This is a genomic window from Candidatus Nitrotoga sp. BS (genome assembly GCF_927797785.1).
Taxonomy (GTDB): domain Bacteria; phylum Pseudomonadota; class Gammaproteobacteria; order Burkholderiales; family Gallionellaceae; genus Nitrotoga.
On sequence record NZ_CAKMLL010000069.1, the window covers coordinates 19,463 to 45,823 of the forward strand.

Consider the following 26,361-nt stretch of genomic DNA (forward strand, 5'->3'; position numbering starts at 1 on the left):
CCGAACGATGATTCATTGCGGGGCTATCAAACGTACATTCAAACAACTTCCATATCGAACACATGCGCGGAACTCAATGCATGGAATAGTAACTAGCCAGCACTTCCTGCACCGCCTGCTCAATAGTTAAATTGGTAGTATCAAGCAAACGTGCTCCGGACATCTGTTGCAATGGAGCCACGCTACGCTGGCTATCTCTCTCGTCGCGCGCATTAATATTTTCTAAAAGGTTTGAAATACTAGCACCCATTCCTTTTTCCATCAACTGTTTATAACGCCGCTCAGCGCGAACCTCTGCACTAGCGGTCAGAAATATTTTCAAAATTGCATCAGGAAACACCACTGACGCCATATCGCGTCCATCTGCAACCAATCCTGGTGCCCGCCGGAAAGTATGTTGCCTATCCAATAATGCAGTACGCACCGATGGCAAAATTGCCACTCTGGACGCCGCAACTGCTGATTGCTCGGAACGCAACTCATCATTCACTTTCACGCCATCCAGCCAGGAATCCATTCCCTCAAAACGTATATCCATGCGCGCCGCCAGATCCGCCAATTGCTCTTCCGCATCCAACGCCACTCCATGCTGTTTTGCAGCTAGCGCCAACAGGCGATACAAGGCACCGCTATCAAGATAATGAAATCCAAGCTGCACTGCAACCAGCTGAGCAACGGTACCTTTGCCGGAAGCAGAAGGGCCATCAATGGCAATGACTGGCACTGCCTTAACCACCCTGGCAAAACATTCAAAGTAATCCGGAAAGGTCTTGGCGACACATTGTGGGTCGTTGATACTCGCGCCCGTCTGACTAAATGCGGCAAGTGAGAAACACATTGCCATGCGATGATCATCGTAGGTATCGATCGAGCTTTGAGACGCTAAGATCGAGGTTTGAGGAGGGATGATGCGAATGAAATCTGCGCCCTCCTCCACCGTTGCGCCAAATTTACGCAATTCAGCGGCCATCGCTGCAATGCGATCGGTTTCCTTTACACGCCAGCTAGCGATATTCCGCAGCGTGGTTACACCGTCGGCGAACAATGCGCACACCGCCAGCGTCATCGCCGCATCGGGGATGTGATTGCAATCCAGGTCTATACCTTTCATTCTGCCGCTTTCCGGTGTACGTGCTTCCATCCAGTCCGGCCCAATTGCGATGCGCGCGCCCATTAGCTGTAATGCTTCGACAAAACGCACATCGCCCTGAATGCTATCATGACCCACACCCTCAACGCGCACTGGGCCACCACCAATGGCGCCCGCAGCTAAAAAATACGAAGCGGATGAGGCATCGCCCTCGACATAAATTAGACCCGGCGCGACATACTTGCTATCAGCAGGAATCGTAAACGAACTCCAGCCGTCTCGTACAACCTGCACACCAAACCGCGCCATCATTGCCAGTGTAATTTCGACATAGGGCTTGGAAATGAGCTCGCCTTTCACCTCCACCGTGGTTGCACTTCGCACCAATGGCAGTGCCATCAGTAAAGCGCTGAGAAACTGGCTGGAAACATCGCCACGCACCGCGATGCGGTTGCCGTTAAGCACCGTAGCAGGATGTATTTCGAGCGGCGGAAAACCTTCCATACCCAGATATCGAATATCCGCACCCAACCCACGCAAGGCATCCACTAAATCAGCGATAGGTCGCTCGTGCATGCGCTGAACGCCAGACAATCGATAATGCCCTCCTGCCAATGCCAGCGCAGCTGTCAAAGGGCGAAAAGCTGTGCCCGCATTCCCAAGAAACAGCTCGGCATTCTTAACCGGAAAATTGCCAGCACACCCGTGCACACGATAAGCATTGCATCCCAATGCATCGACTGTTACGCCCAAAGTACGCAATCCTGTCAGCATGTGCTCTGTGTCATCCGAATGCAAAAGATCACGGATTTCTGTTACCCCATCAGACAATGCAGAGAGCAACAGCATGCGATTGGAAATACTTTTTGAACCGGGAAGACGCACAGTACCTTGGGCGCTCAACATGGGAGGAAGAGTGATAAATTTTTGATATGTCATTTCTTAAAGTAACAAAGTAAACCGTTGAATGGCGTTAGTAGTGTTAGTCAATAGGCAACGTATATTCAATTTTTTCAACTGAACTTACCTGCATAGATATTGTAATTATGGCCATATAGCTACAGGCGAAGTTTTGCTGTAGTCATTCCAGCGAGTATTTTTAACTGCTGTTTCCATCAAGGTGACCTCTTCATCCGGCGCACCACCACCGTCCTCATTATCACTAAGGCCAACCCCATAAATCAGTCCACCACTCTCGGTAATGATAAAGCGGTTATGCATTTGTGCTTTCTCGTAAATATGTAATTGCATCCTCACTCCTGAAGGCAACATGGAAACACACTGCTTGAAACGTCTAATCAGTTCGTCGTTTGCAACCTCATCGCTGCGATGTATTTCCACAATGGCTTTGCTGCCAGGCAATAAAGAACATATCTGCTCTAATGGTCTCTGGTAGCGAGGCTTAGTAGGGTCAAAATGCGGATCAACGAGCTTAATTATTTTTGAGTGCCTAATCAAAAATTCTGCGCAGCCTATCAAAGCTTGCGCTGTTCGAGGTATAGCACACTGTCTAGCGGCCTTAAAGCGCGGGCTTTCTTCATCGACCTCATCTTTTAACAGCACATCCGGGTGATTTACAGCAGTAGCTGAGATAATCGCGGCAAAGGGTTTGCGCGCATGCTCCACTAATGCCCGATCAATCCACGTTTGAGAACCTTCTCCACTCGGTCGACCCGTATCAAAAACGATATCATTTCCAAATTTATTTAGCCGCTCCACAATTTTAGAAAACTCAATTTTACCCTTATGCTGGCGTAAGGCCGAATCACAAACCAGCTTTCTCCATTTCTTTGGAAATGCGGCAATCACTCGCCCCTGACTCACGCCAAACTTCTCTGTAAAGTAGCAGAACTCGCGATAAGATGAAGTGATTGCATCCGGATCTAATGCAAACTCCTTGATCATTAGAACAATTCTCCGGCTCGTTCATCAAAAAATCCTTTAGGCCAGCTTTCTGTAAATTCACCTGCTTCATTAACAGGCAAAGATTTAATCAGAACCCCATTTTCTCCACGATCCACGTAATAAACCCCTATCATTTCTGGAGAAACAGACGGAAAACCAGAGGGTAAATTCCCTTCTGATGTTTCGCGAATTCGGCGCAGCAAGCGTAGAATCAGATGCTCGCTGTGCGTTTCAATCAAAAAACTCATATCGTGGCGGAGAACGCTGTAAATTAACAGGTCACCCAGGCCCACTTGCACCGAAGGGTGAATATGAAGCTCCGGCTGCTCGATCGTCACCAAACTTGCCGAAGGCTCCAACGCAGCCACCACAACTGGCAGCACTTGAGAGATCCCAATCCCGACATCTCGGGACTGCATTTTCAAGCCGAATTTAGTATCGATCAACCCGATGCGAGGCTTGGCCGGCAGTGCCTTGATTGCTTTATTCAACTCCCGCTTACGTTGGGGATTCAATGCATCAGAACCAATCATATCTAGCCATTCCGATCGCACTTCTCGCACCCAACGGCGCTCGACTGCATAACCGGTATTAAGCTTGTCTTCGTCCGCCATCCAGCGACTAACATCATCGATCAGGCTTTGCGGTCCAGTCAGCAAAGCTTCCCATCCAGCCAAACCGTCCGCCCAGCCCGCCTCATCCTTGCTCAAGCTGGCATCAAAATCACGTGCAGGCACATGACGAATGGGGCCAACATAGCGCATTTTGCTTAACTCATCGCGAATCAGCAGCCCGGGGCCGACAATTAATGACGAAATAAATGCGGTAAACTCTCGAGCGATATATACATTCTCCGCTCCGAATACATCCGGTGCCGGAATATGCAGTAGCTCACCCAATCGAGGCAACGCGCTATCAAAACCGGAAAGCCACTCGCGCAAACCCTCTCCGGTCATTTCCATGCCCGCATCTGTTACTGTCTTGATAATGTGCGGCCATATCGTATAGTGAGTTTCAATTTTTGGCACTACAGAATCGCTGGATGCGACCGAATTTGCATCCATTCGCAAAAAATAGTCTAAATTATTGTCCAAATCTTCCGGCGTGAACGGGCGCATAAAAATGGAATTAATTTCGTTAATACTGACGCTGACATCCCGACCATCATCAGTCGCGTTTATTTCGGCCAGCCATTCACCATTAGCACCCACTTGATACCCTACAACCACAGCTTTATCGCGTAGATGACTCCAGGCAATCACCAATTTCACGCTTACCGACTCAACGCGATTCCGTGTTTCATGCAACAAGTTGTAAAAAGCCCACACCTTGGAATCATCTGTTTGCCAATCGTCAAAAGCTTCCGGAACCAAATCGGGCAGCCCTCTATCACCTAGAGACAGCTCGACCTGAATGGCAATATGGCGGGCCGTATCACGCAGATGGACTAAATTGCGAAACCCGCCCAGATCAACAAAATCTCCACCGTGCAAAGTGCGGTCGGGATTAGCGTTATTACGCACCAACACCTCACGCACATACTGCAGTGCTTGCATTATGGTGCTTTTGCCAACGCTGTTTGAACCGAAAAGCAAAGTAATAGGCTTAAGGTCAATCTGAACTTCCGAACTAACCCCTTTAAAATTCTCAATATGAATTTTGGTTAATCCCGTCTGGCTAATAGTGGTCGGCACACTCATACTTCATTTATCCTCATTGCTCGGGCTGCCTCAGGCACTCTAAAGGCATGTGCGGCAAGCCTGTTGAGAAAAAAGTTTGATTGAATCAGCTCGTTCACTAGTTTTTCCTTAATAGAAGCTATTTTAATATGAATTTGCAAATAACTTTTTTGAAGAATAATTGGAGGAGTTGGCATAAAAAATTTCCAACTGAAATTTCGTTCGAGTTTAGCATCGCTGCGCCTCGAAGCATCCTCTCAAAACCTGTTTTAGCTAAATCACCTGTTAACACCAGATAAACCGCTTCAATTACAAGTGTATCTGGTCGCATGAACACACTTCCAGAGCTGCACAAATAACTCTTATCTTTTGTCACTACAGTGCATCGCCCCATCTATAAATGAGCTTTTCAGACTGCAGTAAAGACACACCGGGCCAACCTTTAACCGCTCAGCCAGAGTCGGTCTATCTCACTTTTCACTTGGTTATCAATCATGCTTATTCTAATGAACCATTTTCGTGTGCGGGAAATTCAGGCAAGTGCTCTAATTCAAGCTCTGCCTTGGCCAGCAGATTTTCAGGGAAAGTACCTTGCACTGCAACGCCAAGCTTTTTGAAATCGTTGGCTTGTTTTATCAAATTGTCTTTCCCGGAATAGAGCTGACTCATTGCCAGATTAAATGAGTCCTTGGCCTTGTCGAGTTGCTTGCCGACGCCTTCCATAGAACCAAGAAAGGTATTAAGTTTTTTGTATACCTTGGCGGCACGTTCCGCAAGTTCTGCGGTATGAGCGTTTTGTTCTTCAAATCTCCAGAGTTGGCGCACGATATTAAGGCTGGTAAGCAAAGTAGTCGGCGTTGCAACCAGCACATTCTGTTCAATTGCTTTTTGAAATAACGTTTCATCTGCGCGCAACGCCTCCACAAAAGCGGATTCAATGGGAATGAACATAAAGACCATCTCGGGAGAGTTTAGGCCGGGCAATTCAAAATAGTTGCGATCTGACAGCTCCTTAATTCGACTGGATATAGCTGCAACGTGCTCTTTCAGCGCCAACTGCCGTTCAATTTCTCCTTCTGCATTAACATACCGCGTATAGGCATTGAGGGATACCTTGGAATCGATGACAAGATGTTTTGCTTGTGGAAGATAAATAATTACGTCTGGCCGACTCCTGCCCGTCTCGGTGTTAAAGCTAACTTCGCGACGATATTCCTTACCGGATCTCAATCCTGAACGATCCAGGATATTTTCCAATACCATTTCCCCCCAATTCCCCTGCATCTTGGATTGACCTTTAAGTGCGGTTGCCAAACCATGAGCCTCCTCGGTAATCTGTCGGTTTAAATCTTTCAACTGATTTAGCTCGGCCTTTAAAGTTGCTTGTTGCTCGGTATCTTTAAGGTGAATATCTTCGACCTTGGCTTTAAATTCATAAATTTGAGTCTTCAATGGCCCAAGCAGCGCACCGATATTCGTTTGATTCTGCTCAGTAAAACGCTTACTTTTATCTTCCAGAATTTCACCGGCCAGGGACCTGAACTGATTTGAAAGCTGCTCGCGCGCATCAATCAACAATTGCAACTTTTCTTGTGACTGCTTGCGCTCAACTTCCAAGGCCGTCGTGAGCTCGGACACCTGCATATTCAAAAGATTGACATCCCGAGTCAGCAAATCGCTACGCTCTTTCTGAGTGACGCGTTCCTGCTGAAGTTGCACAACATGCTCGGCTTGTGACTCAATGGTTGAGTTAACCCTACCCACTTTTTCACGAATATCCGCGATGGATTGCTTAAGTGTACTTACTTCTTGATTTGCCACTTCAAGATTAGAAACAAGTTTAGGAACACGATCCGCTCGTTCAGCCAATTGCGCACGCTCATCTCCCATTACATCAAGCTGATCGCGCCAGAGCATAGCTTGCTTTTGTAGATCAGCATGTTGAGTAGCGAGTCGCTTTGCATCTTCCTGTGAGGCGATCAGGCGCTCATTGAGCCTGGCAATTTCAACTTGGCTTTCGCTTTTAACCCGCAATTCAGTGGCTAAAATGCGGGCACGCAATACCAGCCAAATAACACCTGCGCCGACTAATAACCCAATGAACAGTGAAACCAAACTAAACATTGGTAGATCCATTAAAACTAACTCCCTCGTTCTGACTCTTACAGGTACTAAATACCTTGACTCGATGGACGAAATTTTTCAAAAACGACCATTTGAATTATGCACACCCTATCAACTTGAATGTTTTATTAAAAATCGCGAATAACAAAGTAACTATTTTATATAACTTGAGTTATCTAAGGAAACGCTAAATCATTCACACTTGACCGATCCCGGTCGCAGTCGCCAGATACAAAGTGGAATTTTGCGGTTTTTAACCTGACATATAGTATTTTTTGCATTATCACACCCCTGTTTTTCGTTTTTTGGGCGCAACTTGGTTGTCGGCAATACATACCATCAGCCTGCTAGCACCAAATTATAAATCCTAAACAGTGCAAATAGCTGAGCGGTATTGGAACAGCAGCCCATCTAGTTCCAAATGCAATTATTTTAATTGCATTTATATTTGCAATTTGCAATTATATTGTTTAGACTTTGCACCTTCAATAAAAAGAGGGGTGAGTGAACATGGATGTGAAAAAAGTAGCCATCAAGATTTGGCAGCCAATAGTTAAAAAGCTCAACGACAAAATGGAACAGGGATGCTTAAGGCGCGATGCCTATATCAACAAAATACTAGCCATTGAGTTAGAAATGATGGATCAAGAAATTATGCAATTAAATTCAGAAGAGGCTCGTGAATTTATAGCTGCAAGTTTGAACGGCATTCCTCGACAAGTGGTTACCTTCTCACTGCGAGTCGATGTAATTGATAGACTGGATGAAATCTGTAATAGAAAAAATATGGTGCGAGATGCCATTCTTAATCGAATATTTTTAATTCTTATATTAAAACCTGAGCATATTGAAAGATTGCTTGGGCTTGATGCAGGTTGGCAGGGTCGTATTTGGAATAAACACGCTGGTGATTTTGGATTTTTCCCAAATATATATTTCCCATTGGAGCCGGATATTGATCCATTTCGAGTGATCAGGGAAGGGATAAGACTGCGCAACGAGGACACTGATGACACTAGTAACATTTATAGCACTATATGGGCAGAGGGAATATTCAAAAATGTTGACCTGACTGGCATGAATTGTTACCTCCCAAATCATTACGTAAAAGATAGTTCAGAATATTTGGAATTTATAGAGGGACTTTAAAATGAGCAACTCTTTCAGCACACATGCAGCAATTCGAGCACAACAACGCGGTATTCCTCCAATGATGGATCAACTTCTTGATCTGTATGGAAAAGAACAATACGACGGTCACGGGGGTGTAGTTCTGTATTTTGACAAAAATAGCATTAGGTGCATGGAGCGAGACATGGGGCGTGAGCCAGTACGTCGTCTTTCAACATGGCGAAACGCATACAAAGTGAAGAGCGTTCATGATGGATGTACGATTACCACAGGGCTTCGCAGCGAACGGATTTGGAGAAAATGATGAATTACGAAACGAACAAAACACTTTTCCCTTTTATTGATAAGGCTGGTTACAAATCAATAATCACCTTGGACAAGTTTACAGCAGATGCTCTTCCAAAAATTGTCGGTGACGTCCACACTTGGGTACAAACTCAATACGAGAAGATAATTGCTGGTGAGAAGAAGCTTTCTCGACGAGCAGTTGGCGACATAATTCGCCGTATCGCGTTTACGCTTGTTATTAATGATATCGATGAATGTGATTTATAAATAAACCTGATTAGTTACATGCCTCAGCTGCCCGAATGACAGCTTCAGTGCATGGGTTTGTAATCGCCGCAGCGCGAACGAGGCGCTTGAGGATGATGCCAAGATAGAAGCGGCGATTAAAACGGTTCTGAACCTTGGTCAGGTAACGGTCTGCGTATTTACGGAAGTCGAAAGCATGGTAAGTTCCACTGATAGCTGTTTTCAGGTTGCCCAGCACGGTATTCACGGCGCGGAATGCCGGGAGTTGCGCCGCTTCCCGACCCGTGCCGCCGTTCATAATAATGGCGGAATGTGTAGCGCCGCTGGCAGTGCCGCCCCGGACACATCCCAGTCTGTCGGACAGTATTTGAGCGGCAGGCGCCAGCGCCTTCTTGGCCCAAGCTTCGACGGCTTGCTTGGTGAACGGGATGCGGATGAAGCAAGCTACGACCGGCTTGCCGTCCTCTGTGGTCTGTACAGCCGCGATGAAGGACACCTTGTTTTCGGAGCCCCGGCCGCGCCTACCCGGGCGCCCGCCGCCCAGATAAGCGTCGTCAATTTCGACTCGCCCTTCGAGGACACGGGAGGATTCGCGCTCAGTCATGACTTGCAGCAGCTTGAGCTTCATCAGTCAAGCGGCCTTGTAGCTCACGCCCAGATGGCGCATGAGTTCCAGCGCGGCAACATTTTTTTCGCTTGGGTCAGCAAGTTCATCGCCAGAAACCAGCGTGTCAGTGGCAGCTTCGTTGCTTGGAAGATCGTACCGGCAGTGACCATCGTCTGGTAGCGGCACGCTCGGCACTGCCAGTGCTGCCTGCCGTCAAGTATGAAGGTGCTGTGATGGGTTTCCCCGCAATGCGGGCAGACAAAGCCTTCTGGCCAGCGCGACGCCAACAGCGGCGCGTGGCACTACTCCACCCTCCCGTACTGCTTCAGAAACTCAGACATCGATAGACCCTTTTGAAACTGAACTCGATTCATTGCCATAACGCATCTCCTTGGATAGATGCGCCTATTATTACCCCCCTCAGTAGCTCACCACATGAGCCTGTAAGTAAACATGAGCCTGTAAGTAAACAATTGTACCCAGCTGAGGCATGTAACTAATCAAGTTATGAAAAAGGGGGATGCCCTTCACTCATAGCTCCAAACTAACAATCTTGCGATTCTCTCACCATCTCGCAACAAATTGCGCGCAATTTACAAGCGCTACAACATCATCAACAACCAGTTGCTGTAGTAATAACCGATTTCCCTGCTGTTCTTCCATTAGGTGTGACCCTACAAATAAAATATGCTGGTCAGAGTCGAATCATCAGGGCACCTCTAAAAATCTAATTTTCGTCGCAATACTGCGTTACTCGAAAAATTATCGCTTACATATCAACTATATGCCGCGCTCAAATTTTTTACTCGCGCCTTGTCTTGTCTAGAAAATTAAATTTTTAGAGGCGCCCATCAGTTAGCGACTAAAAATAGGATAAAGATTAGCAGCAATGACTCCGTCATAGTTATCGATAGCATTAATAGTTGGTATATCCTTTTTCCCCCGGCGTGTAAAAGGTATCAACTTCTGGTGAAACCAAGGGGGTGTCATTGCCTAGTTTTTCCACCAGATCGGGATTGGAGATAAATGGGCGGCCGAATGCGACGAGGTCGCCATGCTGCAAATCGAGATCGGCGTTCGCCCGAGCCAAATCATAGCCGCCTGACAAAATATATTTGCCTTTGAACGCGGCTCGTATTTTTGCCTTGATCGCTGGGCTAACTTCCGGTGCGCCCATCGAGCTGTGATCGACGATGTGGATATACACCAAGCCGATGCTATTTAATTCGGCGATCAAGCGTTCGTACAGCGCGTCCATTTCAGCATCGGGAGCCATGCCATTGAATACACCGTAAGGTGAGATGCGCATACCGATGTGTTCTGCACCGATAGTAACGGCAGCAGCCTTGGCAACTTCCACGGCGAAGCGGATGCGATTTTCAATACTGCCGCCCCAGCGGTCAGTGCGCTGATTGGAAGCTGTGTTAAGAAATTGATCGATTAAATAGCCATTTGCCGCATGTAACTCTACACCATCGAATCCAGCTTCAATCGCCCGCTTGGCAGCAGTCGCATACTCGGCGATGGCCTGAGCAATATCGGCTTCGCTCATTGCAGTGGGAATAGGATGCGGCTGCGGCCCATTGCTGTCCGTCCACATTTCGCCCGGCGCGGCGATAGCGGAAGGCGCGAGCAAACTGGCATCGGCTGGCATGTTAGCGGTGTGGCTGACCCGCCCAGTATGCATTAATTGCATAAATATCTTGCCACCTGCCTGATGCACGCCGTCCGTCACTCGCCTCCAACCTTGCACTTGCGCGTCACTAAACATCCCGGGGATGCGCGCATAGCCGAGTCCGTTCGGCGATGGTGATGTTCCTTCAGTGATGATGAGCCCGGCTCCGGCGCGCAGCCGATAATATTTTTCCATCAGTTCGTTCGGCACATTGCCGATAGCGCGTGAGCGCGTCAGTGGTGCCATGACGATACGGTTCTTCAGTTGCAGCTTGCCTAGCGTGGTGGGGGCGAACAAAGTTGTGGTCATGTTTATTTTCCTTAATAGGTATTTTTTGTTCAATAAGTTACGCGCAGTTTGTTTAAAGTTAAAAAACTAAGCCTTTGTTTCCCCGTCCAGGCTCAAACGACCAGCACCGAATAAGGTGAAGGCCAACAATCCGCCTGCCATCGCGAGATTTTTCATAAACATGATCTGTTGCATCGGGTCTGCGCCAGAGTGAAACAATACACCGGAAACGATGCAGAAAACTGACAGCGCGAATGCCGCCAAGCGTGCCTGAAAACCAAGCAAAAGCGCCAGCCCCCCACCCATTTCCAGTGCAATCACCAAGGGAAGAAGTTCGCCGGAAAGGCCGACAGATGCCATATAGCCTTGCGCTCCCGCATAACCCGCCCCCAGCTTGCTGAATCCTGCACTAATGAAGATTGCCGACGCTAAAAGTCTGGCGGCGAGCACAAGTGGCGCGTTAACAGCGGGTATGGATACCAATTTCACGATACTGACATTGATCTGCTTAAAGATATTTTCGGTAGTCATGTCATGCTCCTTGTTAATTTAAAATTATTTGATTCAGGCAAGACGCCCATTCCTAAAATCATCCATAGCCTGATGAATCTCTTCCTGCGTGTTCATCACGAATGGTCCGTACTGCACGATTGGTTCGTTAAGCGGTCTGCCAGCGATCAGGATCAAACGCGCATCTTCAACCGCTGAAAGCGTTACGCCATCGGCTTCCGTTGTGTTGCTCAAGATACCCATGCGATGCGATTCCACCAGCGTGTCGCCAATCTTCACCGCGCCTCGATAGACGTAGATGAATGCGTTATGCGTGGCAGCCAATGCCGTCGAGAACGAAGCGCCCGCAGGCAAGTGAATGTCCAGATACATTGGTTCGGTATCTTCGCGTGTAACGGCGCCCGCCACGCCGTTGCTGGCTCCGGCAATCACACGCACGGTAACGTTTTCTGCCGTGACGTATTCTGGAATCTCCTGGCTGGCAATGTCGCGATACCAGGGCTCGGTCATCTTGCGCTTCGCGGGCAGGTTGAGCCATAGCTGAAAGCCTTCCATCACGCCGTCTTTTTGCTCGGGGATTTCAGAATGAATTATGCCGCGCCCAGCGGTCATCCACTGCACACCGCCGTTTTCCAGCAGCCCCTCATGTCCTGCGTTATCACGATGCCGCATCCGTCCTGACAGCATATAGGTGACCGTCTCGAAACCACGATGCGGGTGATCCGGGAAACCCGCGATGTAGTCATCCGGATTATCGCTGCCGAATGCATCCAGCATCAAAAATGGATCAAGGCGCTGCTGCAGCTTGCCAGTAAGCACGCGGGTCAGCTTCACCCCCGCGCCGTCCGAGGTGGCAACGCCTTCGATGATGCGGTCGACACCGCGTGATTGATGCAATATTGCTTCGTTGATGGTGTTCATGTTGGCTCCTCAATGAAAGTAAAGTAGACACATCATAGACGGCTCAATAAAATAGATAAAGCCACGAAACTGAGATAAACTGTTCCATAAATGGAACATAAAAATATCTCCGCTGACGACTACATCCTTTTCGCCGCCATCGTCGAACAAGAAAGCTTGGTGCGCGCAGCAGAACATCTCGGCATGCCCAAAGCCACTGTTTCCCGCCGCTTGACGAATCTTGAAGCAGCACTTGGGCAGCGGTTGCTGTTGCGCACTACTCGTCGCCTCACACTCACTGACTTCGGACAGGAATTCCTTGATCATTGCCGGCGCGTTGCGGAAGAAGTCGCTACCACGCAAGATTTTGTGCGCAGTCAGGATGTGCAGCCACGTGGTCGGCTGCGCGTCTCCATGCCAGGTGACTATGCCAAGCAACATTTCTCGCGCGCCATCGCCACCTTCATAGAAACCTATCCCGAGATACAACTTGATCTCGATCTTACTTCGAGGCGCGTTGATCTGATCGGCGAACGTTTCGACCTGGCCATTCGCATGGGTGCGCTGGACAACGACTCCACATTAGTGGCGCGCAAAATTAACGAGCTTGGATTCGGCCTTTACGCCAGCCCCATTTATCTCGCACTTCATGCAGCACCGAATCATCCTGATGAGTTGGAGCGTCATTCGGCGGTTCGTTTACTTTCAGCACGAGGACATGCAGCTCCTTGGAAACTAATATGTGGCAAGGCTGTTTGGGAAGGGGTTCCGCCCGGACGTCTCACCCTGAATTCGCCTGACATGATCCAACAGCTTTTGCTGGATGGTGCTGGTATCGGTGCGTTACCGGATCGCTTCGTAGCAGAAGACGTGCGCAACAAACGTTTGGTGCGGATATTACCGAAGTGGTGTCTACCCGCCGTTCCCGCATGGGCAGTCATGCCCATGCGCCGCTACCTGCCAGCCAAGACGCGCGCCTTTCTCGCGCATCTTGAGCAGCTTATGGAGAGGGGGTGATCAAGGAAGATACTGAAGCTTTCATTCTGCACGCCGTTGGTGCCAGTAAGGCCGGGTGCAGCCATAGTGCATTCTTTAGATAAGGAGCGCATTTCCTCCAAAAATTCAAATTTTATTAGCCCGTACACTTATGCCTATACTGGCTAATATTATGTACTGGGGACTAATCTATCAGGCTGAATCTGCCGCGCTCATCAAAAAACATAATTCTATATTTTTCATTATTCTTAACCATTAGAGGCCGTTTAAAAGCTGTTAGGCTTAATTCCTTAGGAGCAAGACGATGAATATACGAAATACCACAGACCGTTACGGAATATTATCTATTTGGATTCATTGGTTAATGCTGCTCCTGCTCGTAGCGGTTTACGCATGTATTGAACTACATGAATTTTTCCCTAAAGGAAGCGATCTTCGAGCGACATTGAAGACCTGGCACTTTATGCTGGGCTTATCGATTCTTGTACTCGCCTTGATACGCCTGGTGGTTCACCTAACCGATATCATCCCTCGCATTGATCCAGATCCACCTAAGTGGCAGAAGCAATCAGCTAAGCTAGTGCATGTAGCACTCTATGCATTGATGATCGTTATGCCTCTGGCAGGATGGCTGTTACTCAGCGCAGAGGGTAAGCCTATACCATTTTTCGGCCAGCATCTGCCGGCACTTATTGGCAAAAGTAAATATCTGGCAGATTGGATCGAAGAGATTCATGAAACCGTTGGCACAATTGGTTATTTCCTCATCGGCCTGCATGCCACAGCTGCGATATATCACCATTACTTTGTGCGCGACAATACGCTGCGGCGCATGCTCCCGAACCAAGATTGAATCGTTAGTGGCTGGGGTCTGGCTATGTAGTACATGCATGCGAAAGCACTATATAGCTAGCAGCCTGCGCGCATTGCGCAGGCTGCTCGTCGGCCTAACCATTGCATATGGAACCGTGCACTGATGCTGCAAGTTGAGGAAGCACGTGAAATTGACAGACGGTCACCAACCCAGCTGTATTACGACTAATGAACAGAATGCGGAGAACTGCGGATCGCAGCAATAATTCAGCCGTGCGGAACGCGGCGTAACTAATCCAAGGAGAACTCTAAGCACAATGGAATGGAACACGCTCCAAGGCTTCTTCAATGTTTCAAAACCGCCTTTCGATTATCAGGCAATCGCCACCGATAGAGCGATCAATCATGACTGCCCCCCCTTAGAGTGCAAAAGCAGTTCTAATTTATGAGCGGTTGCGCGACAAGCATAGTTTTAGCAGTGTGTTCAACGCAGCTTGGCACTACAGATTATTACTCGCTCAGCAGCTCGGCTACCGGCAGCAATCCCTCGACATGCGACGAAATCACCTTGACGATGAAGATGATCGGTATACCGAGCAATAACCCCCAAATTCCCCATAACCAGCCCCAGAACAATAATGAAATAAAGACGGCTGGGGCATTCATTTTGGCAATTCTGCCGGTCATCCAGGTGGTCACCAGCGTACCCACCAGGGTCGCAATCGCCAACGACACGCCAGCGACCAAAAAACCCATCGAAGCAGATTCAAATTGCATGAATGCTGCGACACCGGTACTAATCGTGATCAGTAGCGGGCCAAAATACGGAATTACATGGAACAGGCCGGCTGCCAGGGCCCAGGCCCCGGTATTTTGCATGCCGATCAGGCGCAGTGCGATCCACATCAGGATAGCCAACAGCACATTGGTCACCAACAGCATGAACATGTAGCTTTGGATCGACTTATTAATATCGTCCAGAATATGGACAGTTATTTTTTTGCGCGACATCGACGGCCCGGTCAGTCGCACCAGCTTGCGTTTGAAGGTATCACCGGAGAGGAGCAAGAAGAACACCAGAAAGATCACCATCACTACATTCATAACAAACCCGGCCGCGCCGCGTGATCCGGCCCATAACCAGTCTTTCACTTGAAATACCGGCGCTTCCGGCGCCACGACTTTGCGCGAGGATGGCGCAGGCGCACCGGTGGCACTACTGGTCGCTTTTTCAATTTCGGTGGCAGCCGTTTGCATTTTCTGAATTGCATTCGGTTGACCTTTACCCGACTTGCTCAGGAGGCGCGATATCTTGTGAGATGCAGCCGGTAAATTTTCCAGAATCGACTGATATTCCCCATACAGCGTATTGCCAATCGCTGCTGAACCGCCCAGTATCGACAGCATGATCAGGCTAACACCAATCCGGCGTGGAATTTTTCTGCGTTCCAGCCAAGCCACCAGAGGATTCAGTGTATAGGCAATCAAGATACCAAAAAGTACCGGTACCAGAAATTTTTGTGCCCATTGCAATGCAAATATGCATGCCAACATGGCCAAAATTGCCAATGCCAGTCCGCGCGCATCGACCGGCGTCGGCAGCAGCCCAGCGAGCGGCGATGACGGCAACACAGGGACCGATTTGTCATGCTCTGCATTTCCCGTGTCATCTGCGTTGTCTGCAACAGATTCTTTTGCAATAACGCTGTCGGCCACTGCTGGCGCTGGGGTTTCAGGTTCCGGGATAGGCGCTTCGGCGATAGTTGATTTCATCGGATACATTCCCTATATTAAAGACTGCGCTTGTCTTACGATCTAACTATCTGAAAAAAAGTAAATAAATATACCAGATGCACTTTTATGCCAGATGTTTTCCGGCAGGTTATGCAGACGCAATCACGCCACCTGATACTGTCCCATTTTATCGAGTTTATTTCACGCGCATGTCATTTTTCACCGATACAGCATCTTTGACCCACGGGCTACGATTTCCGCTTAATCAACGGGGTCAAGTCTCAATACTGTTCAGTTTAAAATAATTAATAAAATACAATCAATAAGATACAACATTAAAAAACCAGAAATTCACCACTAACCGAACAGTATTTGGTCAAGTCTTGGTTGCGGCTTGGCAATGTCGCACAATCTAGCGGGTGTGAATCCCGCCTTGGTAACCGCTAGCCACGGGCCAAGTTCTAGCCTTGCAGGCGAGGCGCAATGGTAACGGATGGAGCCGACCGTGAAGGCTGTAGTCCCGAAATGACCTCTTTGGAAGGAGCCGATGGTTTCAAGACACCAGCAGGCAACAGCGGGTACGGCGAGAAGTTGAAGGGGCAAGCCGTGCCTGACCACCCGGGATGGGACAACTTGAAATGACTGCACCGTTACTACACTGAAAAAAAGCCTGCCGCTAATATCACTTTGATAACCATACTAATAGACACTAGTGCTGCCATTACAGCAAAGCTTTGCTGTAATCTTGGGCCTGAGAAACGATTGGCAACCGAACGTCCAAGTAACATTCCCGCGATTGCGCCTGAAGCAAATGGAATCGCAATAGACCAGTTCATAGCGCCCATTAATGTGGCAGAGGTAACACCAACACCAGAAATAAGTGCGATTACCGCCAGAGATGTCGCAAAAATGGATTGCATTGCAAGATTGGTAACTCTCTTAAGTGCGGGCACAACGACAAAACCTCCTCCCACGCCCAGCAAACCAGATAAAGTGCCCGCTAAAAAACCGGATAATATTAATGCTCTGGCACAACGCCATGTACAGATCAGACGTTCACCAGGTGAATCAAGCAGGCAAGGTTTTGAAGTAGTGCGTAACGCTAAAGATTCTGCTTCTTCATCGCTGTGTTTACTCTGGCGAAACATATCATAGGCAACGTAAGCCAGAACCATTGCAAACAATAGTGTCAATGGTGCAGTTGGTATTTTTTGTGCCAGCCACATTCCAGCCGGTGCAGCAATTGCACCCGCTATAGCAATGAAGCCTGCTGCCCGGTATCTTACTTTTCCTTGTATGTATGCACTGATAGCACCAATGGTCGCCGCCAGGCAGACCGAAAGTAAAGCAATCGGCGTGGCCTCAGCAATATCCAGATGCAAACCAAAAATAAGTAACGGTACGGCAAGTATAGCGCCGCCTGCACCTGTCAACGCAAGTACGATTCCCGTCAATGCACCCAAAAGAATTTCGATTATTTGAATATCCATATGATTAGTTTAATTTGCTCGGCCTGGCCAGCCATTCACGCCCTTTCAGCATGCCATTCCAAATAACCAAGGAATGAGTTTTGCCTTTATCCGAACAATAGTATTTTGGATATCGATTCAGGTTGTTGATTAACATATTTTCGTTTAAATTTATAATAATTTATTTGTATTAATAATGTGATATCAATAAGCTATACAATTTAATTTTGTTGGCGTAGCTGGTCAAGTGACTGGGTTCTGTTGCTTGGCTGAAACTGAAGAAGTTCATTGATAGGTCGTCAGTCAGTACAGCAGACTTGATCTGACTGCACCTTTACTATAATTCAGCTGATATCACTTTGATAACCAAAGCAATAGCCACCAGTGCTGCCGTTAAAGCAAAGTTTTGATGTAAATTTTTGGTTGAAAACCGTTTGGCAATCAAACGTCCAAGAATCATTCCCGCGATTGCGGCACAAGCAAATGGAATGGCAAGAGACCAATTCATAGCGCCCATTAATGTGGCGGAGGTAACGCCAACGCCAGAAGTAACGATGATTGCCGTCAGAGATGTCGCAAGAATGGATTGTATTTTAAAATTGGAAACTTTCTTAAGTGCGGGCACAATCACGAAACCACCGCCGACGCCCAGTAAACCCGATAAAGTGCCTGCCAAAAAACCTGCCAATGCCAACACTCTGGCACAAGTCCATGTCCAAACCAGGTGTCCATCTGGCACATCAAGCATGCAGGGGCCTGAAAAGGTGCTGAATGCTGAAGCTTCTGTGAGTTGACTTTGGCGAAACATATTATAGGCAACATAAACCAGAACCACGGCAAATAATAGTGTCAATGGTGCCGTCGGTATGCGTTGTGACAGCCACACTCCAAGCGGTGCAGCTAGTGCACCCGCCGTTGCAAGGAAGCCTGCCGCACGGTATCTCACTTTTCCTTGCCTGTGCGCACCTATAGCACCAACGGTCGCCGCCATGCACACAGCAAATAAAGCAATCGGCGTGGCCTTAGAAATTTCCATATTCAAACCAAAAATCAGTAGTGGTACAGCAAGTACAGCGCCGCCTGCACCTGACAAAGCAAGTATGAATCCCGTCAATGCACCCAAAAAAAGGTCGATTATTTGAATATTCATGATGATTAGTTTGATTTGCCCGGTCTGGCCAGCCATTCACGCCCTTTCAACATGCCATTCCAATATAACCAAGGAAAGAGTTTTGTCTTTAACAGCCATGCAATTCGACTGGGGTTGGTGGCTTTGAGGGGTAAAGAAGGTAATAACTTGCCACCAAAACCAAACTCCGCCAGGATAACCTTGCCATTTTCCACGGTTAATGGGCAGGCACCGTAACCGTCGTAGATTGTCGTTAGATCTCGGCCTTCTTTCTTTGCCAACATGTTTTCAGCAACCACGACAACTTGCTTTCTGATGGCAGCTGCGGTTTTGGCATTGGGTGATGAACAGGCGTCACCCAATGAGAAAATATTTGAATAGCGAGGATGCTGTAATGTTTTTTGATCAACCTCACAAAAACCGCTGGCATCTGCCAAAGGACTGTTACGTAAAAAATCTGGTGCCATTTGTGGTGGGGTGACATGTAACATATCAAAAGACTTTTCAATCTGCTGTACATTCCCATTGCTGTCTTTTATCTCAAAACAGGCCGTCTTTTTGGCACCATCTACGCTAACAAGATTAGAATTGAATGCGAGTTTTGCATGGTAACGTTTTACATATTCCATCAATGGCGGCACAAAATCAGCAACGCCAAAAAGTACCGCACCCGCTGTATTAAACTCGACTTCTATATTGTCAAGGTTCTGGTTACGTTGCCAATGATCGCATGAAAGATACATGGCTTTCTGGGGGGCACCTGCACATTTAATTGGCATCGGTGGTTGTGTGAATAATGCTTTTCCTTTTTTAAGGTTTTTAACTAACGACCAGGTATAAGGCGCCAATTCATACGCATAGTTTGAGGTTACCCCATTTTTACCTAGCGTTTCTTTCAATCCCTTAACCTTCTCCCATGCCAAGCGAATACCTGGACAAACGATTAATTGCCGGTAACCAATGGCACGTCCATCGGCTAAAGTCACCCGACTGTTACCGGGATCAAAATTGGCTGCAGACGCTTGAATCCATTCCGCTGATGGGGGAATAACTTCTGTCATATTGCGTACAGTTGCGGCAATGTCATAGTCACCGCCACCGACAAGTGTCCAGGCAGGCTGATAATAATGTTTGTCACTGGGTTCAATGATGGCAATGCGCAAAGATGGGCGTCGCTTTAACAGGCTGGCAGTAACACCAATGCCAGCCGAGCCACCACCTACTATCACCACATCAAAGGCATTTCCCCAGTTGCAGGCATCAGATGTCGGTTGTTGATTATTCGAAGCCCTCTGTGTTGCCAAACCATGTAAGGCTGTGGCACGTTTGCCTGAACCGCAATAAGCAAGAATGGGCCCTGGTAATGCGTTAATGAGTTCCTTGAATTTTTCGCCATGTTCGGTAGACACTGCACCTATTTCAACGGGTAAATACACAAAAGCCATTCCCAGAGATTTGGCTAATTCTTCTAATTGTTTGCTAGTTGGCTGGTCATCCCCCCCTTCATAGTCAGGCCGATTACAAATAACCGCCTTATAGCCAGATTTCGCAATCTCACGTAGATCATTCAAACTTATTTGACCGGTTACCGATAATTTGTCATCTAATTTAGTTACGTCGATACCCATTATTGTCTCCTAGTGGTCTTTGCAATAAAGTTGAAATAAAGTTCCCATGATTTCGGTGGCTTCCTTACTTGCCAAACTATAAGTAATGTATTTCCCATTGCGCTCAGTAGTAACCAGTCTCTCTTCACGTAAGACCGTTAGCTGTTGCGAAAGTGTGGGTTGTTGCATTTCCAGCAATTCTTGTAACTCCCCTACATTTTTATCCCCTTGGCTAAGTTGGCACAAAATGAGTAGTCGATCTTCATTCGCCAGTACTTTCAACATCCTGCACGCCATTGCGGCGGATCCACGAATGGTTGAAATGTCTGGAAAATTTGATTGTGTTTGCATAATAGTTATTTAAATATTAAATATAATATTGACAAATATTATATTAATAAATATATTATTGTCAACGTTAATGAAAATGAACAACAGAATTTGATACCAAAGGAAAATTTAGATGAAAGCAAACATAGAAACATTTTTCGAGCCTGCTACAAGCACTGTTAGTTATGTCGTTTTTGATGAAGCGGGTGGAAGCTGCGCCATCATAGATCCCGTTCTTGACTACGATGCAAAATCAGGTCGAACAAGTACCCAGTTTGCCGATAAACAAATTCAATTTATAAAAAGTCAACGATTGACAGTTGAATGGATTCTTGAAACCCATGCACACGCCGATCATCTTTCATCTGCGCACTATCTCCAAAGTAAATTAGGAGGAAAAATCGCCATTGGCAATGGAATTCCTACGGTACAAAAAACCTTTAAGAAACTATTTAATATCGGAGATGAGTTTGTACCCAATGGCAGCCATTTTGATTATTTATTAGCTGATGGTGAAATGTTTAAAGTAGGTAAATTAAGTGCTAAAGCTATTTTAGTGCCAGGTCATACGCCAGCAGATTTGGCTTACCAATTTGGTGATGCAATATTTATCGGCGATACCTTGTTCATGCCCGATGTGGGTACTGCACGTGCAGATTTTCCGGGTGGTGATGCGCATCGATTGTTCCAATCCATACGCAAATTACTTGAATTCCCGCCTGAAACCAGATTATTGATGTGCCACGATTATCCACCGACCGATCGAGCGGTTCAATGGGAAAGTACGGTGGCAGAACAACGGAAGTACAATATTCATGTGCATGACGGTATCAGTGAAGATGAATTCGTTGCGATGCGTACTGCACGTGATAAGACGTTAGAAGCCCCTACTCTGTTATTGCCTTCGATTCAGACCAATATTCGGGCGGGTGAAATGCCACCTGCTGAAGAAAATGGTACTGCCTATTTTAAAATACCCATTAATGTAATTTAGAAGATGGATAACCCGTGAGCAGTATTGGCTCAGCCAGCTTCGTTATTCTTGAAATTAATTGACAAAATCAAACGCGGTAACGTGGGCTAAAGCAAGCGTAGCCTGGCCTAACGTAGGTTGGCGCTGAACTTGCGAGGCCCAACATCACTTGGCATTGGGGGGAAGCGTTTTCAATCATGCGGGCGTAGCCAAAATGCTTGATGATAGCGAAGCTGAGACATCTCTGTTTTGGACTGATGACTATACGGGATTGCCGTGCAGGATACGTACAGACTGGATGTACGAGTACGGTATGCTGCTATTGTAACGGGTCAAGTCGCTTGATCAAGCCATGATTGATATGTTATCGTGTTTCTATGCCCCGTCCCGAACGAATCGAATATGAAAATGCTTATTATCACGTAATGAATCGTGGTAAAGACCGAGGTCGAATCAAGATATTCCGCTCTCCTGAATACTTTGAAGCATTTTTGCGTACTCTCAAAGAAGCCGCTGAAAGATTTGGAATCGTGATTCATGGTTATTGTTTGATGACCAACCATTACCATCTATTGATTCAAACTCCTCACGCGAATCTCAGCCGTGCGATGCGTCATATTAATGGCGTATACACTCAACGCTATAACCAGCTCGCCAAATCTGATGGCCCAATTTTTCGGGGGCGCTTTAAATCCATCCTTGTTGACCAGGATGTGTATTTGTTGCAATTGTCGCGCTACATCCATCTCAATCCAATTGAAGGCAAGAAACCGCTGGTTGATAACCTGGCAGATTATCCCTGGTCGAGTTTTCCTGCTTACATCAATCAAGCCGACAAACCTGCTTGGCTAATGTGTGACGAAATATATGGTTTGCTGGGTTCAAAGCAAAAGTATTCAGAATATGCCAGGTATGTTGCGCAAGGTAATAACGAGCAGCTGACTCGATTTTATAACCGAGGTAACACCGCTTCGGTTATTGGTGAAAAAGAATTCGTTAAATGGTTAAGCGAGAACAAAATACCAAAACTGAAAGAAAACAAAAAAGCGAATTTAATTATCCCGTTTGGCTTGTCGATTGAACAGATTGTCAAAAATACTGCCGCCTATTATCAAAAACCAGTAACGTTACTAAGACAATTAAAGAAGGGGCGAAATAGTCAATCTACAGAACGGAAAATAGCTATTTATTTGTGTCAACATCTAGGTGATCACCGATTAAATGCAATTGCTGACTACTTTGGGCTTGGACATTCAGGCTCCGTTAGTCATATCACCTGTTTGGTGAGAAATCAATTAAGCAAAGATATCGAATTGACGAATGAAGTCGCAGAAGTCTGTAAGTTTATTGTTAATCAAGTAACTTGATCCATTATGTTCACCTGGTCGCTGCACGAAAATTACGCGAGCGACACAAGGTCGAACATGTCGTCATATTTTTATGCGACAAGGGCGAAAAGTACATCAATAATTATTGGCTAGAACAGAAGCCATGTGTGTCTACAAATTACACAGCGGATATAAGATGTCAGACCTGTTCTCCGTCACTTTGGCTTAATGGTTTTATCTAGCAGCATTTAAATAATAAAGGGCTCTCTAAAAATCGCAATTTCCGAGCAGCCGCGTTGCGGTTTGCTTGCTTACCGCGTTTCGTCACGATACAGCGTTACTCGAAAAAAATTATCGCTTACATATCACATATATGCCGCGCTCAAATTTTTTACTCGTGCCTTGTATTGCTTGGAAACTTGGATTTTTAAAGGCCCCCTAACGTCAGATAGGAGTTAAATGGATTTCTTGCCAACATGGCCACTTGAATTTAATACGATGACCTCTTTCAGCATTTTGCTGGTTGCTGGCGCTATGGGGGGGTATCTGGCTCATACGATGCGGTGGTTACCCAGTATTACGGGCTTCATGCTATTTGGTTACATCGCAGGGCCAAGCGGAATGGATGTATTAAGTGCGGATGCATTATCTTCGGCTCACGTTATTATTGACATTGCACTTGGCCTGATTCTCTACAGGTTAGGATTGTCTCTTGATATCAAGGCAGTCCTAAGAAGCCAATATCTGCTTCTGGCCACGGTTTTGGAGACGGTTGCAACGTTTCTGGCTGTTTATTTTGTTTTGCGATTTTTTGATGTTTCAGCTTTAACGGCTGCCATTGTTGCTGCCATCTGCACTTCGTCCTCTCCAGCAGTATTGATTCACGTCGGACATGAGCTTGGCGCCAAGGGGCCTGTGACAGATGCCGCTGGTTCATTGGTGGCCTTGAATAATGTCATTTCTTTTCTGGTATTTTCAGCCTTATTACCCATTGCACATATGGAAGCAGAAGCTTCATGGACGGTGATTGTATTCGAGCCGCTTTATCGACTTCTTGGCTCTTTTCTGCTGGCAGTCGTTATTGCCTATGGACTGCACTATTTAATCCTGGCCACAAGAAAAGCCAAACAGTATCGCCTTGCATTAGTCGTAGGTGCCACCATGCTTGCCCTGGGTTTGGCAAATGCACTCGTGCTATCCATTTTGTTTGCGCCGCTTGCGCTGGGCATTATCGTTCGCAACATTGAGCATGAAAATGTTATTTCCAACATTGAGTTTGGTGAAACATTTGAACTTTTTTTCATTGTGCTTTTTGTTTTTGCAGGGGCAAATTTGCATATAGATGAACTCATGCAATATGCCCCCGTTGCAATCGCACTGTCGTTTGCCAGAGGGTTATCTAAATGGTTTGGGGTATTTGTTGCAGCCAAGTCATATCGAATGCCGCCTCAAGCAGCGGTTTCAACAGGGTTATTGTTGGTGCCTATGGCTGGCCTCGCAATCGGCTTGGTACAAACTACAGGCCAATTATTCCCACAGGAAATTGCTACAGTATCGGCATTAGTATTTGGAGCCGTTGCCATATTTGAAACCATAGGCCCACTGATTGCAGTTTGGGCTTTCAAATATTCCGGGGAAGTGGGTAAAGAAGTGCGTAAAAAAGAAGAATAACGATTGATCCTGCAATAAATTGTTAATGTTAAGCTGCATCAATATGGGTGCAGTTTCTCTCAGACCGAACACTAGCAACTCCATGGAGTTGCTAGTGTTCGTGCTTCAAATATATTGGACAATTAAATTGTTTGCGTCAGCGTTTTACAAACACCATTAAGTTTTTACAACAAAAAAAATAACGCTGCAATAGCAGTCGGCGGCAACGCGCCTAGCAGCAAACCAACGGCCCCAATTGATTCGTCGCTAAAGCCACGTCTCAGTAGTGACACGCCAGCCGGATTAGGCGCATTGGCAATCACGGTCAGGCCACCTCCGGCCACTGCGCCTGCAACCAGCATATACTTTTCCTGATCTGACATACCAACAATCAACGAGCCCAGATAGGTGAGCGCCGCATTGTCTGAAATAGCGGTCAGTCCGAGAGCGCCAAAGAATAAGGCAGTCGGCCCGAGACTGGAGACGATGGGTTGCAGCCACCATTGCTGCATGCCGCCCAATACGACCAATCCAGCCAGAAAAAAACCGACCAGCAATCCCTCTTTGAGAATCAGTGGGCTTTGATGTCGATCATATGCTTGCGTATAGCCGAGAAACAACAGGAATATTCCCAAGAACAACACAGGATGATGGGCCAAAGTGACTACAGCGGCCAAAAATGCCAAGTGGATTGCGCTGACCAGTATGGGAACTTGGAGCGCGGGAGCATCCATTTCGGATGACTGCTTGTCGTGTATATGGGAACGCAGCAAGAATATGATTCCCGTCGCATTGATCAGCACGGAAAGACATGACTTCCAGCCAAAAGTTGACGCCATGAACGCAGTATCCCAATTCCATGCCGAAGCAACCATAAGTACCGGTGGTGCAGCGTAAGACGTCAGCGTGCCACCAATTGAAATATTAACAAAAAGCACGCCCAGAGCTCCATATTTAAGCCATTCTGGAATCCCTTGCCGAAAAATCTGTGGCGCCAGCATCAATGCGGCAAGCGTCATGGCAGCGGGTTCGGTAATCAGCGAACCCATCAACGGCACTGCAGCCAAGCCTAGCCAAGCTAACGCAAGACTAGTACGCACCGGTGTCAGGCGTGCAATTAGCAATAATAATTGTCTGACGATCTCCAATATTGGCCGTGAGGCGGCAACCACCATCACGACAAACACAAACAGAGGTTCCGTATACTGGCGTGACTCAGCGTAATCAATTGCTGCCGCGCCACCCGACACCAGCGCCATCACGACAATCAGAACAAATGCCCAGAACCCGAAAACCACCTCAACTTCGCCCAATAGATGGTACATGCCTGCATGTCGAGGGTAACGGTGGGCGAGACGTTCAAATGATTTTGCGGCAAATGTATGCAGCAACGCGAGGGCAAAAAGTCCTGCCCCGATTACTTGCATGGTATTAATTTCCATGTAGATCCCTTAGTTCATTGTCGATTGTGCGACCATCATAAAGCAACCCGGCTTGTTATCGGCAATATGAAGGAGGATATTGCAGTCTGTTTTAGTATTCAGCTAACGCGTCTATGGTTTTCAATGTGCTTAGCATATTCCCATGCGAATATCAGTGCGGAGGCGGCGATGTGGAATGCGAAGTGTCGGAAGTGAGTGACCCAGCATAATGATCATGCCAATTTCTTTGTACCGCGAGTGGTAACTGGCTAAAGCCGACAAGTCCAATACTGCCAATGTTGCAGCAAATGCACGCTTGTCTGCCCAGACACAGGTGCGGGAAACAGATATTCCAAAATAGTCTTAGGTGCCTAATGTCAATATTGAGAGAGAATCTCAAGAGTCTGTTTTACTTCACTGCTGTCCGGTTAAATGAATGGTCAAATCGCTGGAAGCCATGATTGACGG

At 47.0% G+C, this 26,361-nt stretch carries 22 protein-coding genes and 1 pseudogene; 8 read left to right on the forward strand and 15 right to left on the reverse strand.

Features of this window, described 5'->3' with window-relative positions; all coding sequences use genetic code 11:
• Positions 1–73: 73 nt before the first annotated feature.
• From MJ769_RS08905 to rmuC, 5 genes are all read right to left on the reverse strand, one after another.
• Complete coding sequence (locus MJ769_RS08905; protein WP_256445705.1) at positions 74–2,029, reverse strand: bifunctional 3-phosphoshikimate 1-carboxyvinyltransferase/cytidylate kinase; 1,956 nt, start codon at positions 2,027–2,029, stop codon at positions 74–76.
• Positions 2,030–2,134: 105 nt separating this feature from the next.
• Positions 2,135–2,995, reverse strand: coding sequence for a hypothetical protein (locus MJ769_RS08910; protein ID WP_239236480.1), 861 nt, complete (start codon positions 2,993–2,995; stop codon positions 2,135–2,137).
• Positions 2,995–4,695, reverse strand: a complete 1,701-nt coding sequence (locus MJ769_RS08915) for a DUF3696 domain-containing protein (protein WP_239236482.1) — start codon at positions 4,693–4,695, stop codon at positions 2,995–2,997. Before MJ769_RS08915 ends, MJ769_RS08910 begins: the two co-directional genes overlap by 1 nt.
• On the reverse strand, positions 4,692–4,871 hold the full coding sequence (locus MJ769_RS08920; protein WP_239236484.1) for a hypothetical protein: 180 nt from the start codon (positions 4,869–4,871) through the stop codon (positions 4,692–4,694). The genes MJ769_RS08915 and MJ769_RS08920 overlap by 4 nt, the downstream gene beginning before the upstream one ends.
• A 301-nt stretch (positions 4,872–5,172) precedes the next feature.
• Positions 5,173–6,798 carry a DNA recombination protein RmuC gene (gene rmuC / locus MJ769_RS08925; RefSeq protein ID WP_239236486.1) on the reverse strand — a complete coding sequence of 542 codons (1,626 nt, stop codon included), beginning with the start codon at positions 6,796–6,798 and terminating at the stop codon, positions 5,173–5,175.
• A gap of 510 nt (positions 6,799–7,308) precedes the next feature.
• On the opposite strand from rmuC, the gene MJ769_RS08930 reads away from it, so the two are divergent.
• Positions 7,309–7,947, forward strand: coding sequence for a hypothetical protein (locus MJ769_RS08930; protein ID WP_239236488.1), 639 nt, complete (start codon positions 7,309–7,311; stop codon positions 7,945–7,947).
• A 282-nt stretch (positions 7,948–8,229) separates the two neighbouring features.
• On the forward strand, positions 8,230–8,484 hold the full coding sequence (locus MJ769_RS08935) for a hypothetical protein (protein ID WP_239236490.1): 255 nt from the start codon (positions 8,230–8,232) through the stop codon (positions 8,482–8,484).
• A gap of 10 nt (positions 8,485–8,494) precedes the next feature.
• On the opposite strand, the pseudogene MJ769_RS08940 reads toward MJ769_RS08935, so the two are convergent.
• The 4 genes and pseudogenes from MJ769_RS08940 to MJ769_RS08955 all read right to left on the reverse strand — a co-directional run bounded on the left by MJ769_RS08940 (position 8,495) and on the right by MJ769_RS08955 (position 12,464).
• Positions 8,495–9,450 (reverse strand): annotated as a pseudogene (locus tag MJ769_RS08940) (IS1595 family transposase).
• 536 nt (positions 9,451–9,986) lie between these two features.
• Positions 9,987–11,054, reverse strand: a complete 1,068-nt coding sequence (locus MJ769_RS08945; RefSeq protein ID WP_239236492.1) for an alkene reductase — start codon at positions 11,052–11,054, stop codon at positions 9,987–9,989.
• Between the two features lie 66 nt (positions 11,055–11,120).
• Entirely contained in the window at positions 11,121–11,564 is a 444-nt protein-coding gene (locus MJ769_RS08950; RefSeq protein ID WP_239236494.1) for a DoxX family protein, read from the reverse strand.
• A gap of 33 nt (positions 11,565–11,597) precedes the next feature.
• Positions 11,598–12,464 carry a pirin family protein gene (locus tag MJ769_RS08955; RefSeq protein ID WP_239236496.1) on the reverse strand — a complete coding sequence of 289 codons (867 nt, stop codon included), beginning with the start codon at positions 12,462–12,464 and terminating at the stop codon, positions 11,598–11,600.
• Between the two features lie 90 nt (positions 12,465–12,554).
• On the opposite strand from MJ769_RS08955, the gene MJ769_RS08960 reads away from it, so the two are divergent.
• Positions 12,555–13,460, forward strand: a complete 906-nt coding sequence (locus tag MJ769_RS08960; protein ID WP_239236498.1) for a LysR family transcriptional regulator — start codon at positions 12,555–12,557, stop codon at positions 13,458–13,460.
• Positions 13,461–13,743: 283 nt separating this feature from the next.
• Complete coding sequence (locus tag MJ769_RS08965; protein ID WP_239236500.1) at positions 13,744–14,292, forward strand: cytochrome b; 549 nt, start codon at positions 13,744–13,746, stop codon at positions 14,290–14,292.
• Positions 14,293–14,762: 470 nt separating this feature from the next.
• On the opposite strand, the gene MJ769_RS08970 is transcribed toward MJ769_RS08965, so the two are convergent.
• Positions 14,763–16,025: an AI-2E family transporter gene (locus MJ769_RS08970; RefSeq protein WP_239236502.1), complete on the reverse strand. Its 1,263-nt coding sequence runs from the start codon at positions 16,023–16,025 to the stop codon at positions 14,763–14,765.
• Between the two features lie 444 nt (positions 16,026–16,469).
• Here MJ769_RS08970 and MJ769_RS08975 point away from each other — a divergent pair, with 444 nt between their 5' ends.
• Positions 16,470–16,628: a hypothetical protein gene (locus MJ769_RS08975; protein WP_239236504.1), complete on the forward strand. Its 159-nt coding sequence runs from the start codon at positions 16,470–16,472 to the stop codon at positions 16,626–16,628.
• 11 nt (positions 16,629–16,639) lie between these two features.
• Here the strand turns inward: MJ769_RS08975 and MJ769_RS08980 are convergent, their stop codons facing one another.
• The 4 genes from MJ769_RS08980 to MJ769_RS08995 all read right to left on the reverse strand — a co-directional run bounded on the left by MJ769_RS08980 (position 16,640) and on the right by MJ769_RS08995 (position 20,476).
• Positions 16,640–17,476 carry a sulfite exporter TauE/SafE family protein gene (locus MJ769_RS08980; protein WP_239236506.1) on the reverse strand — a complete coding sequence of 279 codons (837 nt, stop codon included), beginning with the start codon at positions 17,474–17,476 and terminating at the stop codon, positions 16,640–16,642.
• Positions 17,477–17,792: 316 nt separating this feature from the next.
• Positions 17,793–18,605, reverse strand: coding sequence for a sulfite exporter TauE/SafE family protein (locus MJ769_RS08985; RefSeq protein ID WP_239236516.1), 813 nt, complete (start codon positions 18,603–18,605; stop codon positions 17,793–17,795).
• Positions 18,606–18,610: 5 nt separating this feature from the next.
• On the reverse strand, positions 18,611–20,212 hold the full coding sequence (locus MJ769_RS08990; protein WP_239236518.1) for a bifunctional protein tyrosine phosphatase family protein/NAD(P)/FAD-dependent oxidoreductase: 1,602 nt from the start codon (positions 20,210–20,212) through the stop codon (positions 18,611–18,613).
• A 9-nt stretch (positions 20,213–20,221) separates the two neighbouring features.
• On the reverse strand, positions 20,222–20,476 hold the full coding sequence (locus MJ769_RS08995) for a metalloregulator ArsR/SmtB family transcription factor (RefSeq protein ID WP_320412157.1): 255 nt from the start codon (positions 20,474–20,476) through the stop codon (positions 20,222–20,224).
• Positions 20,477–20,654: 178 nt separating this feature from the next.
• Between MJ769_RS08995 and MJ769_RS09000 the strand changes: the two genes are divergently transcribed.
• The 3 genes from MJ769_RS09000 to MJ769_RS09010 all read left to right on the forward strand — a co-directional run bounded on the left by MJ769_RS09000 (position 20,655) and on the right by MJ769_RS09010 (position 24,493).
• On the forward strand, positions 20,655–21,515 hold the full coding sequence (locus MJ769_RS09000; protein WP_239236522.1) for an MBL fold metallo-hydrolase: 861 nt from the start codon (positions 20,655–20,657) through the stop codon (positions 21,513–21,515).
• Between the two features lie 356 nt (positions 21,516–21,871).
• Positions 21,872–22,861, forward strand: a complete 990-nt coding sequence (locus MJ769_RS09005; RefSeq protein ID WP_239236523.1) for a transposase — start codon at positions 21,872–21,874, stop codon at positions 22,859–22,861.
• A 495-nt stretch (positions 22,862–23,356) separates the two neighbouring features.
• Positions 23,357–24,493, forward strand: a complete 1,137-nt coding sequence (locus tag MJ769_RS09010; protein ID WP_445083083.1) for a cation:proton antiporter — start codon at positions 23,357–23,359, stop codon at positions 24,491–24,493.
• A gap of 164 nt (positions 24,494–24,657) precedes the next feature.
• Here MJ769_RS09010 and MJ769_RS09015 read toward each other — a convergent pair whose 3' ends face one another.
• Complete coding sequence (locus MJ769_RS09015) at positions 24,658–25,914, reverse strand: putative Na+/H+ antiporter (protein ID WP_239236525.1); 1,257 nt, start codon at positions 25,912–25,914, stop codon at positions 24,658–24,660.
• Positions 25,915–26,361: the final 447 nt, after the last annotated feature.

Excerpts from the sequence above, each read along its gene's own strand:
- MJ769_RS08905 (WP_256445705.1), bottom strand. The coding sequence starts at position 2,029 with ATGACATATCAAAAATTTATCACTCTTCCTCCCATGTTGAGCGCCCAA.
- MJ769_RS08910 (WP_239236480.1), bottom strand. The coding sequence starts at position 2,995 with ATGATCAAGGAGTTTGCATTAGATCCGGATGCAATCACTTCATCTTAT.
- MJ769_RS08915 (WP_239236482.1), bottom strand. The coding sequence starts at position 4,695 with ATGAGTGTGCCGACCACTATTAGCCAGACGGGATTAACCAAAATTCAT.
- MJ769_RS08920 (WP_239236484.1), bottom strand. The coding sequence starts at position 4,871 with ATGCCAACTCCTCCAATTATTCTTCAAAAAAGTTATTTGCAAATTCAT.
- rmuC (WP_239236486.1), bottom strand. The coding sequence starts at position 6,798 with ATGTTTAGTTTGGTTTCACTGTTCATTGGGTTATTAGTCGGCGCAGGT.
- MJ769_RS08930 (WP_239236488.1), top strand. The coding sequence starts at position 7,309 with ATGGATGTGAAAAAAGTAGCCATCAAGATTTGGCAGCCAATAGTTAAA.
- MJ769_RS08935 (WP_239236490.1), top strand. The coding sequence starts at position 8,230 with ATGATGAATTACGAAACGAACAAAACACTTTTCCCTTTTATTGATAAG.
- MJ769_RS08945 (WP_239236492.1), bottom strand. The coding sequence starts at position 11,054 with ATGACCACAACTTTGTTCGCCCCCACCACGCTAGGCAAGCTGCAACTG.
- MJ769_RS08950 (WP_239236494.1), bottom strand. The coding sequence starts at position 11,564 with ATGACTACCGAAAATATCTTTAAGCAGATCAATGTCAGTATCGTGAAA.
- MJ769_RS08955 (WP_239236496.1), bottom strand. The coding sequence starts at position 12,464 with ATGAACACCATCAACGAAGCAATATTGCATCAATCACGCGGTGTCGAC.
- MJ769_RS08960 (WP_239236498.1), top strand. The coding sequence starts at position 12,555 with ATGGAACATAAAAATATCTCCGCTGACGACTACATCCTTTTCGCCGCC.
- MJ769_RS08965 (WP_239236500.1), top strand. The coding sequence starts at position 13,744 with ATGAATATACGAAATACCACAGACCGTTACGGAATATTATCTATTTGG.
- MJ769_RS08970 (WP_239236502.1), bottom strand. The coding sequence starts at position 16,025 with ATGAAATCAACTATCGCCGAAGCGCCTATCCCGGAACCTGAAACCCCA.
- MJ769_RS08975 (WP_239236504.1), top strand. The coding sequence starts at position 16,470 with ATGGTAACGGATGGAGCCGACCGTGAAGGCTGTAGTCCCGAAATGACC.
- MJ769_RS08980 (WP_239236506.1), bottom strand. The coding sequence starts at position 17,476 with ATGGATATTCAAATAATCGAAATTCTTTTGGGTGCATTGACGGGAATC.
- MJ769_RS08985 (WP_239236516.1), bottom strand. The coding sequence starts at position 18,605 with ATGAATATTCAAATAATCGACCTTTTTTTGGGTGCATTGACGGGATTC.
- MJ769_RS08990 (WP_239236518.1), bottom strand. The coding sequence starts at position 20,212 with ATGGGTATCGACGTAACTAAATTAGATGACAAATTATCGGTAACCGGT.
- MJ769_RS08995 (WP_320412157.1), bottom strand. The coding sequence starts at position 20,476 with ATGTTGAAAGTACTGGCGAATGAAGATCGACTACTCATTTTGTGCCAA.
- MJ769_RS09000 (WP_239236522.1), top strand. The coding sequence starts at position 20,655 with ATGAAAGCAAACATAGAAACATTTTTCGAGCCTGCTACAAGCACTGTT.
- MJ769_RS09005 (WP_239236523.1), top strand. The coding sequence starts at position 21,872 with ATGCCCCGTCCCGAACGAATCGAATATGAAAATGCTTATTATCACGTA.
- MJ769_RS09010 (WP_445083083.1), top strand. The coding sequence starts at position 23,357 with ATGGGGGGGTATCTGGCTCATACGATGCGGTGGTTACCCAGTATTACG.
- MJ769_RS09015 (WP_239236525.1), bottom strand. The coding sequence starts at position 25,914 with ATGGAAATTAATACCATGCAAGTAATCGGGGCAGGACTTTTTGCCCTC.